Raw genomic sequence first — 14912 nt, forward strand, 5'->3', positions numbered from 1 at the left:
GGTATCAACATATCTGGCGTTGACTTTTAGCACGCTGTTGAGTTCTCAAGGAACGGACGCTTCCTTCGGAATCCCTTCCAGGACTCCTCCGGGCTTTCCCTCCGGTATTTCTTGTTCTGCTCTGTCTTGCTTTGTCCTGCTGTCCTGCGTCTCCGACTCTATCAGACTCTGTTTCGTCCGATTCCCCGTCGGAAGGGGATGCTTCCAGATATCCGCTCTCGCGTTTCTCTTTCGGCGTTTTCGACTCTAGCAGACTATTTGAGCGCCGATTTCTCGGCTCGAACTGTCTGGGTTTCGAATCGAATGGCTCGACCGGAATTCAATTCCTTGCCGTGAGCCTCGTAGATGTTAGCGCCTGCCGTGCAGACCGTCCAAACGGCCTTCGGGCAACCACCCAAATCTACTTCCCCCACGCCACTGCGTCAACAGTTTTCCTGGGGTGTGGACGAGAGTAACAGGTCACAGGGACCCGATGCACATCAGGCCCCCACCGGGGGCGCGGCGCTCCTGCCGCTCGTCTCCACGTCGCCCGTCTCGCCCGCTCGTGCGGCCCGGCCGCCGAGCACGTACACGTAGGCAAGGAAAGCGAGTTCGGCGAGGATGCCGACCGAGATGCGGGCCCAGGCCGGCAGGCCCGACGGGGTGACGAATCCTTCGATGGCGCCGGAGACGAACAGCACCAGCGCGAGGCCGACGGCCATGCCCAGAGCCGCTCTGCCCTCTTGTGCCAGTGCGGTCCTGCGCGGGAGGGGGCCTGGGTCGATCACGGTCCAGCCGAGGCGCAGGCCCGTGCCCGCGGCGACGAACACGGCGGTGAGTTCCAGGAGTCCGTGCGGCAGCACCAGTCCGAGGAACGTGTCGAGGCGGCCGGCGGACGACATGAGGCCCACGCCGACCGCGAGGTTCAGGACATTGGTGAACAGTATCCAGAGCACCGGCACGCAGAGGAACGCGCCGAGCACCAGGCACATCCCGGCCGCCTCGGCGTTGTTCGTCCACACCTGAGCCGCGAATGACGCCTCCGGGTGGCTGGAGTAGTACGTCTCGTACTCGCCGCCGGGCCGTGTCATCTGCCGGAGGGCGTCCGGCGCCCCGAGGGCGGCCTGGACGTCCGGGTGGTGGCCGATCCACCAGCCCATGACCACGGTGAGCAGCACGGACACCAGTGCGGTCGGCACCCACCAGCGGCGGGCCCGGTAGACGGCTGCCGGAAACCCCTCGGTCAGGAAGCGGACGGCGTCCCTCCAGCCGGCCCGCCGTACCCCTGTCACCGTGGCGCGGGCGCGTGCCACGAGCTGGGTGAGGCGCGCGGTCAGCACGGGGTCGGGCGCCGACGACTGGACCAGGGACAGGTGCGTCGCCGCCCGCTGGTAGAGGCCGACCAGTTCGCCCCCCCCCGCGCCGGTGAGGCGACGGCCCCGGTGCAGGAGGCGGTCGAGGCGCTCCCACTCGGCCCGGTGTGCGGTGACGAAGACGTCGAGGTCCATGATCGGCTGCTGCTCCAGGCACTAGTACGGCGCGCTGGGCGTCAGCTTGGCAGACTGGCCCCCGCAGGGGCAGAGGGGCCGAGGCGACAGGGGTTGGGTTTTCGGTGGACGAGCTGCTGGTGACCGGTGAGGCCGTCGTGCTGGGGCTGCGGCCCGCCCGACTTCCCACACGTGTGCTGGCGTTCGCGCTCGACGCGGTGGTGGTCGCGGCCGTGTACGTGGCGATCACGGTGACTCTGGCCCTCACCACCGGTTCGCTGGACGACGCCGCGGTGGCCGCCCTCCAGGTGGCGTCGTTCCTGCTCGTGCTCGTCGGCGGGCCCATCGCGGTGGAGACGCTGAGCCATGGGCGTTCGCTCGGGAAGCTGGCGTGCGGGCTGCGGGTCGTACGGGACGACGGCGGCCCCATCCGCTTCCGGCACGCTCTGGTGCGGGGCACGGTGGGGGTCGTCGAGCTTCTCTTCTCGTTCGGCGTGATCGCGTGCATCGCGTCGCTGGTGTCCGAGCGGGGGCGGCGGATCGGTGACGTGTTCGCCGGCACGCTCGTCGTACGGGAGCGGGTGCCCGTTGCCCGGTGGACGGCGGCGCCGCCTCCGCCTCACTGGCTGGTGGGCCGGTTCGCGCAGCTCGATCTCTCCGGCGTGCCCGAGGAGTTGTGGCTCGCGGTCCGGCAGTACCTGACGCGGATGGGGCAGCTCGACGCCGCGGTGGGCCGGTCGATGGCGATACGGCTCGCGAACGATGTCGCGGCGCGCACCGGGACGGCTCCGCCCGGGGGCGTGGAGCCGGCCGCGTACCTGGCTGCGCTTCTTCAGGAACGGCAGGTCCGGGATGCCCGGCGGGCGTTCGGCGCGGGGAGCGCCCACGGGGCGCGACAAGATCCGGCGTTGGAGTCGGGGCAAGGGTCGGGGCCGGGGCCGGCTGCCGGGGCTCTGCCCTGGGGCGTGCCGTCCGGGCCTTCCGCGCGGGCGGCTGTGCCTCCCGTGCTGCCGGCCGGTCCCGCCGTCACGCCGGTGCGGCCCCCGTCAGGGCCCGCCGTCACGCCGCCGTCGCCGCCTGCCACCGGGTTCGTTCCACCCGCCTGAGGCGGCCGCGGCCGTTACGGCTCAGGGGACGGCCACCCCGCTCGTCGGGGCCCGGCTCACCTTTCGCGGAACGTCGAGGGCGGGTCCTTGAGGTCTTCCAGCTCGATGCCCGGGGCGGCCAGCACGACGTCCCCGGCAAGGTGGACCGTGTACTGCTCGCCCGTGTCGAGGGTGTTGATCCGGTACTCGTCCACGGTCAGGGGCCCGTTGTCAGTGGCGTGCGCTTCACTGTTCACCAGGGCCCAGGACTGGTCCACGGTGCGTGGGGCGAGTACGGGGTCCGTGAAGGCGACGAGGCGTACGCGGGTTGCCGGGGAAGCGGGGGTGAGGCGCAGCAGCAGGGCGGTGGCGACGAGGAAGGCCGGGGAGGCGGCCGTGAAGGCGTGGGCGCGGACGTTGCCTTCTGTGGCGTGCGAGCCAGAGGGGTCGGTACGGACCCAGGTGACGCCGTCGAGCGCGGCGCCCCGTACCTGCCAGTCGGCGGCGTGCAGTTCGAGGCGGATGGGCCGGCCGTGTTCGTCGAGGGCCAGATCGACGGAGCCGGCGTGGGCGCCGGCGGGGGTCGTCGTCTCGGCGACGTAGCGCCAGCCGGAGGGGCCGGGCGCGCAGTAGAAGTGTTCTTGGGCGAGGGGGGTGTGGTCGTGCGGATCGTGGAGCGAATACCGGCCGCGGGGCATGGGGTTCGTCGTGGCCTTCGTGGTGCGGTGCTGCGGACCCGGAAGCGGGTCCCTGGCGGGTCCCGGGCGATCCCTGGGCGGGAGCGGTGCGGGGGGGGGGGCCCCCCCCCCCGGGGGGGTTTTTTACCCCCTAAAACCCCCCCCCCGCGGAGCACGGTATAGACGAGTGTCGTCGGGCTACCGGCGCACCGGACGCGCATCCGCCCGGTTGTGCGCAGCAGCTGCGAAGACGGCCGAGGAAACCGCGAAGGCCCCAGGGACACCGTCCCCGGGGCCTTCGCCGTGCCGTCCCGAGAGAGATCCGAGCGGGGCCCGCCCGCTCTCAGACCTCTCGGGTCAGGGCCTCGCTCAGCGCTCGACCTCGCCGCGGATGAACTTCTCCACGTTCTCGCGGGCCTGGTCGTCGAAGTACTGGACTGGCGGCGACTTCATGAAGTAGCTCGACGCGGAGAGGATGGGGCCGCCGATGCCGCGGTCCTTGGCGATCTTCGCGGCGCGCACCGCGTCGATGATGACGCCGGCCGAGTTCGGGGAGTCCCAGACCTCCAGCTTGTACTCCAGGTTCAGCGGGACGTCGCCGAACGCGCGGCCCTCGAGGCGGACGTAGGCCCACTTGCGGTCGTCCAGCCAGGCCACGTAGTCGGACGGGCCGATGTGGACGTTGTCGGCGCCCAGGTCGCGGTCCGGGATCTGGGAGGTGACGGCCTGCGTCTTGGAGATCTTCTTGGACTCCAGGCGCTCGCGCTCCAGCATGTTCTTGAAGTCCATGTTGCCGCCGACGTTGAGCTGCATCGTGCGGTCCAGGATGACGCCGCGGTCCTCGAACAGCTTCGCCAGCACGCGGTGCGTGATGGTCGCGCCGACCTGGGACTTGATGTCGTCACCGACGATCGGGACGCCGGCCTCGGTGAACTTGTCCGCCCACTCCTTGGTGCCCGCGATGAACACCGGCAGGGCGTTGACGAACGCGACCTTGGCGTCGATGGCGCACTGGGCGTAGAACTTCGCGGCGTCCTCGGAGCCCACCGGCAGGTAGCAGACCAGGACGTCGACCTTGCGGTCCTTGAGGATCTGGACGACGTCCACGGGGGCTGCGTCGGACTCCTCGATGGTCTGGCGGTAGTACTTGCCCAGACCGTCCAGGGTGTGGCCACGCTCGACCGTGACGCCCGTGGAAGGCACGTCGCAGATCTTGATGGTGTTGTTCTCGCTGGCGCCGATCGCGTCCGCGAGGTCGAGGCCGACCTTCTTCGCGTCGACGTCGAACGCGGCGACGAACTCGATGTCCCGCACGTGGTAGTCGCCGAACCGTACGTGCATGAGACCCGGCACCTTGCCCGCCGGGTCGGCGTCCTTGTAGTACTCGACGCCTTGCACCAGCGACGAAGCGCAGTTGCCTGTGCCGACGATGGCTACGCGAACCGAACCCATTCCGGTTGCTCCCTGTGTGATCTCGGTGTTCCGATGAGGCTCCGCGACGAAGCGGGTCTCACTTGGTCCTGTCGTCGGACGGGTCCGGCGGGACGGGGTGCCGCGAGGGCGAACCCTCGGCAGTTGCGGCACCCCTGCGCCGGGGCAGACCGTCCATGTGGTCGGTGTCGGGCGACGTACGGCGCTCGGCGGCCGACGGGCCGGGGCCGCCGGCCCGCCCGGTGTCGTCCGGCTCGGCGGAGCTCCGCCGGACACGGCCGGCCCGCTCGCTCTCGATGAGCTCGTTCAGCCAGCGCACCTCACGCTCCACGGATTCCATCCCGTGGCGCTGGAGCTCCAGCGTGTAGTCGTCGAGACGCTCGCGGGTGCGGACGAGTGAGGCCCGCATCTTCTCCAGGCGCTCCTCCAGACGGCTGCGGCGGCCTTCGAGGACACGCATCCGGACGTCGCGCTCGGTCTGGCCGAAGAAGGCGAACCGCGCCGCGAAGTGCTCGTCCTCCCATGCGTCGGGGCCCGCATGGGCGAGCAGCTCCTCGAAGTGCTCCTTGCCCTCGGCCGTCAGCCGGTAGACGATCTTGGCCCGCCGTCCGGCGAGGGACGCCGCCAGGGCGTCCTCCGGGGCGCTGCCCGGTTCCTCGATCAGCCAGCCGCTGGCGACCAGGGCCTTCAGGCACGGGTACAGCGTCCCGTAGCTGAACGCCCGGAAGATGCCCAGGGACGTGTTGAGCCGTTTGCGCAGCTCGTATCCGTGCATCGGGGACTCGCGCAGCAGGCCGAGTACGGCGAACTCAAGGATTCCTGAGCGCCTGCTCACCCTTGCCCCTTTCGCCGTCCTCCGCCGCCGGCTGTTCGCCGACTGTGCGCTTATCTCGTCTTGACATGTCGTGCTGATGTATCGACTCGATACATCCTGACGATAGAGGGGAGGGACGGTCGCGACAAGAGGAGGACTCGTGAACGCGATCACATCGTCAATTCACAGCTGGCAAGTTGCCTGATTTGGGGTGAACTTCAGCGCTCAGTGGGTTTTGACCGTGCGTAGTCTGTGCGGCATGCAGACCACCCGGGACCCAGTGACGCAAGGGGGCGTCGAACATGCAGGCTTGTTCAAGCCGGGGGAACCAGGATCACAGGGGCCGAGACGGCAGTGGCGCGAGCGTCCCGCCGCCGTCCTGTCCGGCGGTCTGCACGGGGGACCGGAACACACCTGCCGCTTCCAGGCGTCCGCGCCTGCCCGAGGAGTAGTCGTTCGATGAGCGAGCACCGTCGCAAACAGCCGCCGCCGGAAGGCGGCGGGCGTGCCGCGGCCAGGCGTGCAGGCCAGCAGCCGTCCGGCCGCCGCGCAGCCCCCTCCCGAGGCGGCGCCTCGGCGTCCCCCGCGGATTCCGCGGGCCACCGGTCGGCCCCCGGGCACTCGGGGCGGCGCGGGGCGGAAGAGCAGCCCTACGCCGGCCGTGCGGCTGCCCGCAGAGCCGCCCAGAAAGGCGGCCGGGGGCGCGGCGCCGATCCGGCGGGCGCCGGCGGGCGGGGACGTGGCCGTGGCCGCGGGCCCGCCAAGAAGCGTTTCATCGACTACCCGCGGTTCAACAAGTACGGCTGGCGCCGCTGGGTCCCGTCCTGGCGGCTCTCGGGCGCCCTCGCCGTCGCGTTCCTCGGGTCGCTGATGGCGGCGGGGTCCGTCGCGTACGCGCTCGTGCAGCTGCCGCAGCCGAGCCTGGCGTCCAAGGCGGAAAACAACGTCTACTACTGGTCAGACGGCACTCCGATGGTCTCGACCGGCGGCGAGAACAACGTCAACCGGCAGATCATCACCATCGACCAGATCCCCAAGGCCATGCAGGACGCGGTCGTCACCCAGGAGAACAAGTCCTTCTACACGGACTCGGGCGTCGACCCGCAGGGCATCGCCCGCGCCGTCGTGAACATGGCCAAGGGCCAGGAGACGCAGGGCGGCTCCACCATCACCCAGCAGTACGTGAAGAACGCACTGCTCGGGGACCAGAGCCAGACCATGAGCCGCAAGGCCAAAGAGATCTTCATCGCGCTCAAGGTCGGCACGAAGCTGGACAAGCGCCAGATCCTGGCCGGCTATCTGAACACCTCGTACTTCGGCCGCGGCGCGTACGGCATCCAGGCCGCGGCCCGTACGTACTTCGGGGTGGACGCCAAGAAGCTGAACCCGAGCCAGTGCGCGTTCCTCGCCGGGCTGCTCAAGGGCGCCACGCTGTACGACCCGGCGGGCAACACCGACCTCAACCCGCAGGCCACCCCCGCGGCCAACACCGCGCGGCTCACCTACCGCTGGAAGACGACCCTGGACCAGATGGTGCAGGGCGGCTATCTCTCCGCGAGCGAACGGGCCAAGTACACGGCCCTTCCGGAATCGCAGCCGATCAAGAAGTCCGCCCAGCTCAGCGGGCAGGTCGGCTATCTGGTCGACCTCGCCAAGTCGTACTTCGCGAACAACAACAACCAGGGCATCACCTCGGACGACCTGGCCAAGGGCGGTTACGAGATCTACACGACCTTCGACAAGAAGAAGGTCAAGCAGCTCACGGACTCCGTCGAGAAGGTGCGCAAGGAGAACATCAACCCGAAGAAGCGGCCTACGAAGGACACGTACGTCCAGTTCGGCGGCGCGTCGGTGGAGCCGGGGAGCGGGAAGATCCTCGCGATCTACGGCGGTGAGGACGCGACCAAGCACTTCACCGACAACGCGGACGTCACAGGCGCCCAGGTCGGTTCGACGTTCAAGCCGTTCGTCCTGGCCGCGTCCATGGAGCACGGCAAGCGGAATCCGACCCTCGGGGAGGACCAGCCGGACTCGGAACGCACGCCGGTCAACCCGGACAAGAGCCGTTACCCCGGCAAGAACATGCTGAAGATCAAGGACTACACGGGCAAAGTCTGGATGGACAAGGACGGCAAGGAGTGGCTCCAGGCCAATGACGAGGGGTACAACCAGCCCTCGATCACCCTGCGTGAGGCCATGCGGGAGTCCGTGAACTCCGCGTTCGTCCAGCTCGGCATGGACGTCGGCATCCCGACCGTCCGTACCGAGGCGGAGAAGGCGGGCCTCTCCCCCGACCAGCTGATCAAGTCCGACGTGCCCTCGTTCTCCATCGGCATCTCCGACCCGAGCGCCATCCGCATGGCGGGCGCGTACGGGACCTTCGCCGAGCACGGCAAGCAGCGTGACCCGTACTCGGTCGAGAAGGTCCTCAGGAACGGCAAGGAGATCTTCCACCACCAGGACAAGGCCACGCAGGCGATGCCCGCCCAGGTGGCGGACAACGTGACCGACGTCCTGCGGACCGTCGTGGACAAGGGCACCGGCACGAACGCCCAGGTGCCGGGGCACGAGATCGCGGGCAAGACCGGTACGACCGACGAGAACAAGTCCGCCTGGTTCGTGGGCTACACCCCGCAGCTGTCGACGGCGATCGACATGTACCGGCTGGACGACAACGCGAAGAGCACGGACCGCAAGTTCCTGCCGATGTACGGCACCGGCGCGCAGAAGACCATTCAGGGCGCGTCGTTCCCGTCGGCGATCTTCAAGGACTACATGACGGCCGCGCTCAACGGCCAGCCCGCCCTGAAGTTCACGAAGCCCGAGCCGATCGGTGACGCCGTGTACGGGGGCGGCCTGCACTCGCCGGAGCCGTCGGACTCCCCGTCGCCCACCGACTCGCCGTCCAACTCGCCCTCGCCGTCCGACACGCCGAGCGTGTCGAACTCCCCGCAGCCCCCGCCCCCGTCGCCGAGCGACTCGTGCACGTCGTTCTGGGGCTGCTCCGACGACGGCGGCCAGAACGGCGGCACCGATACGGGCGGTACCGACACCGGCGGAACCGACGACGGCGGTACGGACGGAGGGTCGTCGCCGCCGGCCGGTACGGGCGGTACCGATGACGGCGGTACTGACGACGGCGGCACCGATACGGGCGGAGGCTTCATCGGCGGTCCCGGCACCTGACGCGAACCGGACGGCCGACGACCCCACGGGGGCCCCGCGCCGGTTCCGTACCTCCGGGTACGGGCCGGATGCGGCGGCCCCCGTCGCGTTGACAGTCCCGTACGGCAGGATGGGCGCCATGCCGAGCGCAGAAGACACTTCCGTACCCCCCGGTACGCCCCTCGCGCCCCAGGAGACGCCGGACGTCGCGCCCACCCGCCGCGACCGGATCGCCGCTGCCGGCAGCGAGCTGATCGGCGGCCCCCTCGGCCGCTGGGCCAGGCCGGGGACGAGCTGGCTCACTCCCGTGCGGATCATCGCACTGGTGGCGATCGGCATGTTCGCGCTCGGCATGGTGCAGAAGCTGCCGTGCTACGACTGGGCGTGGTTCCGCGGCGCCAGCTCGCAGTACACGCGCGCCTGCTACTCGGACATCCCGCACCTCTTCCAGGCGCGCGGCTTCTCCGACGGCCTGGTGCCGTACTTCGACCGCCTCAACGGCGACATGGACTATCTGGAGTACCCGGTACTCACCGGCCTCTTCATGGAAGTCGCCTCCTGGATCACGTCGGTGTTCACGTCGAGCAGCGGCGACCTCATGGGGCGCGAGCAGGCCTACTGGATGGCCAACGCGGCCATGCTGCTCGTCTGCGCGGTGATCATCGCGGTGTGCACGGCCCGCACCCACCGCCGCCGGCCCTGGGACGCGCTGCTGGTGGCGCTCGCGCCCGCGTTCGTGCTGACCGCGACGATCAACTGGGACCTGCTGGCGGTCGCGCTGACGGCCGCGGCGATGCTGATGTGGACGCGCGGCAGGACGCTGGCGTTCGGCATCCTCATCGGGCTGGCCACCGCCGCGAAGCTCTATCCGGCGCTCGTCCTCGGGCCGCTGCTCGTGCTCTGCTGGCGGGCCGGCAAGTACCGGGCGTACGGGACGGCGCTGCTCGGCGCCGCCTGCGCGTGGCTCGTGGTGAACCTGCCCGTGATGCTCCTGGCGCCCGAGGGCTGGAAGAAGTTCTACACGTTCAGCCAGGTCAGGCCGGTCGACTTCGGGTCGTTCTGGCTGATCCTCAGCCAGCGCACGGGCGCGTTCAGCGGCGACGTCGGCCCTGTCAACACGTACTCGATCGTGCTGATGGCCCTGGCCTGCGCGGGCATCGCGGCGCTGGCGCTGATGGCGCCGCGCAGGCCGCGCTTCGCGCAGCTCGCGTTCCTCGTCGTCGCCGCGTTCATCCTCACCAACAAGGTCTACTCGCCGCAGTACGTGCTGTGGCTGGTGCCGCTCGCGGCGCTCGCCCGCCCGCGCTGGCGGGACTTCCTGGTGTGGCAGGCGTGCGAGGTCATGTACTTCCTGGGCATCTGGATGTATCTCGCGTACACGACCAGCGGCGACGCCCACAAGGGCCTGCCGGCGCAGGGCTACCAGCTGGCCATCGCCCTGCACCTCGCGGGCACGCTGTACCTGTGCGCACTGGTGGTGCGCGACGCGCTGCTGCCGGAGCGGGACCCGGTACGGGCCGACGGCTCGGACGACCCGTCGGGCGGTGTCCTCGACCGTGCGCCGGACGTGTTCGTCCTGGGAGCCGCCGCCCGGTCCTGGGACGCGGAGGAGGCGGAGTCAAAGGCCCCTGCCGGGACCTGGCGCGAGGCTGGGGACCCTGGGGACGCCGGGGTCACGGACGGCCGCCGGGTCGCCTGGGGCGGCGACGCGGGGCGGCCGGAGCCGGCCTCCGGGGCGGCCGAGGACCGGTGGCGCGGGGACGGGCGCCGCCACGAGGGATAGCGGCAGGCACGCGGCCGGCGTCACTCACATGGCGGACGGCGGACGGCGTGTGTCGTCCGCAGTGGCGCAGGAGGCCCGGCCGGGCCCGGCCCTGCCTCCCTGCCACGGCTGCCCGGCCCTGCCTCGTCCCCTGCCACACGGCGCCGCCGTCGGCTCAGCGGTCGACGACCCGGTCGAACTGGGTCGTCGTGTGCCGCAGGATCGCCACCAGCTCGTCCCCCACCCTCGGCTCCTGGGCGTCCGAGGGCACGAACAGGATCGACACCTGCATGTGCGGCGGTTCCGCGAACCACCGCTGCTTGCCCTCCCAGACGAACGGCGACAGGTTCCTGTTCACCGTCGCGAGACCTGCCCGCGCCACGCCCTTCGCGCGTGACGTCATGCTGTGCAGCGCCTTCGGGGCCTCCAGGCCGACGCCGTGCGACGTACCGCCCGCGACGACGACGAGCCAGCCGTCGGACGCGGCCCGCTGCTGCCGGTAGCCGAACCGGTCGCCCTTGACGACCCGCGTGACATCGAGGACCGCGCCGCGGTACTCCGTCGCGTCGTGGTCGCCCAGCCACAGGTTGGTGCCGATGCGCGCCCTGAAGCGGGTCTGCGGGAACTGCTGCTGGAGCCGCGCGAGCTCCTCGGCCTTCAGGTGGCTCACGAACATCGTGTGCAGCGGCATCCGGGCCGAGCGCAGCCGGTCCATCCACCCGATGACCTCTTCGACCGCGTCCGAGCCGTCCGTACGGTCCAGCGGCAGGTGCAGCGCGAAGCCTTCGAGCCGTACGTCGTCGATGGCGGCGTGGAGCTGGCCGAGCTCCTGCTCCTTCACGCCGTGGCGCTTCATGGAGGTCATGCACTCGATGACGACACGGGCGCCGACCAGCGCGTACACGCCGTCGACGGAAGAGACCGAGCGGATCACCCGGTCCGGCAGCGGCACCGGCTCCTCGCCTCGTCTGAAGGGCGTCAGGACCAGCAGGTCGCCGCCGAACCAGTCCTTGATGTTCGCGGCCTCGTAGATCGTGCCGACCGCGAGCATGTCGGAGCCGAAGCGGGTCGTCTCCTCGGCGAGCCGCTCGTGCCCGAAGCCGTATCCGTTGCCCTTGCAGACCGGGACGATGCCGGGGAACTGATCGATGACCGACTTCTGGTGCGCCCGCCAGCGCGCGGTGTCGACGTAGAGGGAGAGCGCCATGCCGGTCCTGAACCTTTCTCGCGGCTGCCGTTGCCGTCAGCTGATCCCGATGAAGCAGATCCCCATGAAGCATATGAACGGCTCGTGGGGGATTTGAAGAGGCTTGCGGTGCGGGTCACGCGGCGCCCCGTGCCCGGCGGGCACCCGTCGGTGGTGCCGCGCGCCGGGAGCGCCGGCCCGCACCCGCGGCCCCGGTCAGCGCCTCGACATATACATGTCGAGCGCCTTGTGGAGCAGCTTGTTCAGTGGGAAGTCCCACTCGCCGATGTACTCGACGGCCTCGCCGCCCGTGCCGACCTTGAACTGGATCAGGCCGAAGAGGTGGTCGGTCTCGTCGAGGGAGTCGGAGATGCCGCGCAGGTCGTAGACCGTCGCACCCATCGCGTACGCGTCCCGCAGCATCCGCCACTGCATCGCGTTCGACGGGCGGACCTCGCGCTTGTGGTTCGCGGAGGCGCCGTACGAGTACCAGACGTGGCCGCCGACGATCAGCATCGTCGCCGCCGCGACGTTCTCGCCCTCGTGCCGGGCGAAGTAGAGCCGCATCCGGTTGGGGTCCTCGGTGTTCAGGACCGTCCACATGCGTTCGAAGTACGACTGCGGCCGCGGCCTGAAGTGGTCGCGCTCGGCGGTGATCTCGTACAGCCGCTGCCACTCGGCCAGGTCGTTGTAGCTGCCCTGGACGACCTCGACGCCCGCCTTCTCGGCCTTCTTGATGTTGCGGCGCCACAGCTGGTTGAAGCCCTTGAGGACGTCGTCGAGCGAACGGTTCGCCAGCGGCACCTGGAACACGTAGCGCGGCTGCACGTCGCCGAAGCCCGCGCCGCCGTCCTCGCCCTGCTGCCAGCCCATCTTCCGCAGCCGGTCGGAGACCTCGAAGGCACGCGGCTCGATGGCCGTGGCCTCCACGTCCCGCAGCCGCTTGACGTCGGGGTCCTGGATGCCGGACTTGATCGCGCCCGCGTCCCAGCGGCGGATCACCACCGGCGGGCCCATCTTCACGGAGAAGGCGCCCTGCTGCTTGAGGTGGGCGAGCATCGGCTGGAGCCACTCGTCCAGGTTCGGCGCGTACCAGTTGATGACGGGGCCCTCGGGCAGGTACGCGAGATACCGTTTGATCTTGGGAAGCTGCCGGTACAGCACGAGCCCCGCGCCGACCAGCCTGCCGGTCGCGTCGAACCAGCCGAGGTTCTCCGAGCGCCACTCCGTCTTCACATCGGCCCATGCCGGGACCTGGCAGTGGCTGGCGGACGGCAGGCTCTGGACGAACGCCAGATGCTGCTCACGGCTGATGGTCCGAAGGACCAGGCTCTTGCTCTGCGGCAGACTCATGCGGGGGCGCTCCTCGGCGGGTGTGTCCCCAGTGGGTACGTGGGGCTCCGGGTCACGCGCCGAAGCCTACTGCGCCCGGGGAGCGCCCCGTCTGGGCCGTGTCCCGCGAGACGCGCGTCGAGAGCCGCGTCACGCGAACGGGCCGCTCCGGCGGCGGCCCGCGCGGCGTCCGGGTTCCCGCAGCCGCGGGGGTGCGGCCTGCACCGTCGACGGGGCGTGCGGCAGGGGCGCAGGCGTGCGTGCGAGCGTGCTCGCCGGGCGTGTGCGTGGGGCGTGTGGTGCGCACGCTGCGGGAGTGGGGCGTGTGGTGCGCATGCCGCCGGGGGCGTGCGGTGCGTACGCCGCGGGGCGGGGCGTGTGGTGCGCATGCCGCCGGGGGGTGCGGCGACCACGCCGCGGGAGTGGGGCGTGCGGCGCGCGCCGTTTCTCCGGGACGCCTCCAGGGCGCTTCCGGGCCCCTCTGTGATGCTCCCGCTTCCCGGGCCCCTCCGCGGTGCTCCGGGCGCCTCCGGGGCGCTCTCGGCGCCCCCGTGCCGCTCAGGCCACGAAGAGCCCGCCGTGGGCCATCCCGAGGAAGAAGCCGACCGCGGAGGCTCCGAGGCCGAGGATGGTCAGGAAGCGCTCGCGCGTCGTCACGGAGACGTACTGCGCGTAGGCGCCGACGAGGATGCCGACGAGACCGACCCACGAGGTCGCCAGGCTCAGGCTGTGGAACCAGCACGTGACGAAGGCGAAGATGCCCAGGACCAGGGTCGCGACCATCAGGCCGTCCTGGAGGGGGTGGGACTTTCCGTCCGAGGCGAAGAGGGAGCCGCCGGACGTCTTCGGATGCATTGTCTGTGCCATGAGGCACCTCCTGCTTACCGGCGGCACACCGTAGTGCCGCACGTACCCGATGTACTCAGAGTGTGCCCGGGCCCGACCGGATTTCAACCGGAAGCGGGTGTCCGGGTAGCCTGTACGGTCTGCGGCGGTGTCTGCCCAGGTCTGCCCGAGCCGGTTCCCCGGCCGATTGTCAGTGGCGGCCGATACCGTTGCTCACGCATCACGACCCTCCTGCCACGGAACGCCCGTGGCCGCCGAGTCCAAAGGAGGTGGGTTCCACATGCGTCACTACGAGGTGATGGTCATCCTCGACCCCGATCTCGAGGAGCGTGCAGTCTCCCCGCTGATCGAGACCTTCCTCTCCGTTGTCCGTGAGGCCAACGGAAAGGTCGAGAAGGTCGACACCTGGGGCCGTCGTCGTCTCTCCTACGAGATCAACAAGAAGCCCGAGGGCATCTACTCGGTCATCGACCTTCAGGCCGAGCCTGCGGTCGTCAAGGAGCTCGACCGGCAGATGAAGCTGAACGAGTCGGTCCTCCGGACCAAGGTCCTCCGCCCCGAGACCCACTGAGCCAGGGGCTCAGCAGGTCGGCCCCGCTGATTCCGGCTCCGGCCGGGTGCGAGGGGCCATCGGGAGCGAGCAGTACACGAGTAGCAGCAAGCCAAGCAATCCCGCGCAATCCCCGCCGAGAGGTTCCATCCATGGCAGGCGAGACCGTCATCACGGTAGTCGGCAACCTTGTCGACGACCCCGAGCTGCGTTTCACGCCGTCGGGTGCCGCGGTCGCGAAGTTCCGCGTCGCGTCGACGCCCCGTATGTTCGACCGCCAGACCAATGAGTGGAAGGACGGCGAGAGCCTGTTCCTGACCTGCTCGGTGTGGCGTCAGGCTGCGGAGAACGTCGCCGAGTCGCTTCAGCGCGGCATGCGCGTCGTCGTCCAGGGCCGCCTGAAGCAGCGGTCGTACGAGGACCGTGAGGGCGTCAAGCGGACGGTCTACGAGCTGGACGTCGAGGAAGTCGGCCCCAGCTTGAAGAACGCCACGGCCAAGGTCACCAAGACCACGGGGCGTGGCGGCCAGGGCGGCTACAGCGGCGGCGGTGGCGGCGGTCAGCAGGGCGGCGGCGGAGGCGGTGGCGGCCCGCCCGC

General features: G+C 70.1%; 12 protein-coding genes. 5 read left to right on the forward strand and 7 right to left on the reverse strand.

The features are described 5' to 3' along the window. Positions 1-479: 479 nt before the first annotated feature. Positions 480-1487, reverse strand: coding sequence for a stage II sporulation protein M (locus tag LCE31_RS24665; RefSeq protein ID WP_225017732.1), 1008 nt, complete (start codon positions 1485-1487; stop codon positions 480-482). 104 nt (positions 1488-1591) lie between these two features. On the opposite strand from LCE31_RS24665, the gene LCE31_RS24670 reads away from it, so the two are divergent. Beyond that, entirely contained in the window at positions 1592-2572 is a 981-nt protein-coding gene (locus LCE31_RS24670; RefSeq protein ID WP_225017734.1) for an RDD family protein, read from the forward strand. A gap of 56 nt (positions 2573-2628) precedes the next feature. On the opposite strand, the gene LCE31_RS24675 is transcribed toward LCE31_RS24670, so the two are convergent. From LCE31_RS24675 to LCE31_RS24685, 3 genes are all read right to left on the reverse strand, one after another. Continuing rightward, complete coding sequence (locus LCE31_RS24675) at positions 2629-3249, reverse strand: hypothetical protein (RefSeq protein ID WP_225017736.1); 621 nt, start codon at positions 3247-3249, stop codon at positions 2629-2631. Between the two features lie 348 nt (positions 3250-3597). Further along, on the reverse strand, positions 3598-4680 hold the full coding sequence (locus LCE31_RS24680; protein WP_225017738.1) for an inositol-3-phosphate synthase: 1083 nt from the start codon (positions 4678-4680) through the stop codon (positions 3598-3600). Between the two features lie 58 nt (positions 4681-4738). Beyond that, a complete protein-coding gene (locus tag LCE31_RS24685; protein ID WP_225017740.1) occupies positions 4739-5494 on the reverse strand; it encodes a PadR family transcriptional regulator in 756 nt (251 codons plus the stop codon). Between the two features lie 438 nt (positions 5495-5932). On the opposite strand from LCE31_RS24685, the gene LCE31_RS24690 reads away from it, so the two are divergent. Continuing rightward, the gene (locus LCE31_RS24690; protein WP_225017742.1) at positions 5933-8659 is read left to right on the forward strand and encodes a transglycosylase domain-containing protein; all 2727 of its coding nucleotides are present in this window, start codon (positions 5933-5935) and stop codon (positions 8657-8659) included. A 118-nt stretch (positions 8660-8777) separates the two neighbouring features. Then, positions 8778-10421: a glycosyltransferase family 87 protein gene (locus LCE31_RS24695; protein ID WP_374118545.1), complete on the forward strand. Its 1644-nt coding sequence runs from the start codon at positions 8778-8780 to the stop codon at positions 10419-10421. Between the two features lie 154 nt (positions 10422-10575). Here LCE31_RS24695 and LCE31_RS24700 read toward each other — a convergent pair whose 3' ends face one another. The 3 genes from LCE31_RS24700 to LCE31_RS24710 form a co-directional block, all read right to left on the reverse strand. After that, positions 10576-11607, reverse strand: a complete 1032-nt coding sequence (locus tag LCE31_RS24700) for an alanine racemase (RefSeq protein ID WP_225017747.1) — start codon at positions 11605-11607, stop codon at positions 10576-10578. Positions 11608-11802: 195 nt separating this feature from the next. Next, positions 11803-12939: a lipid II:glycine glycyltransferase FemX gene (locus LCE31_RS24705; protein WP_225017749.1), complete on the reverse strand. Its 1137-nt coding sequence runs from the start codon at positions 12937-12939 to the stop codon at positions 11803-11805. A 537-nt stretch (positions 12940-13476) separates the two neighbouring features. Next, positions 13477-13785, reverse strand: a complete 309-nt coding sequence (locus LCE31_RS24710; protein WP_225017751.1) for a hypothetical protein — start codon at positions 13783-13785, stop codon at positions 13477-13479. 259 nt (positions 13786-14044) lie between these two features. Between LCE31_RS24710 and rpsF the strand changes: the two genes are divergently transcribed. Together rpsF and LCE31_RS24720 are read left to right on the forward strand one after the other, a co-directional pair. After that, on the forward strand, positions 14045-14335 hold the full coding sequence (rpsF, locus tag LCE31_RS24715) for a 30S ribosomal protein S6 (protein ID WP_225017753.1): 291 nt from the start codon (positions 14045-14047) through the stop codon (positions 14333-14335). Positions 14336-14466: 131 nt separating this feature from the next. Continuing rightward, on the forward strand, positions 14467-14912 hold a 446-nt coding region (locus LCE31_RS24720), incomplete at its 3' end, for a single-stranded DNA-binding protein (protein WP_225017755.1).

The organism is Streptomyces sp. 8L (genome assembly GCF_020176795.1).
In the GTDB taxonomy this organism is placed as follows: domain Bacteria; phylum Actinomycetota; class Actinomycetes; order Streptomycetales; family Streptomycetaceae; genus Streptomyces.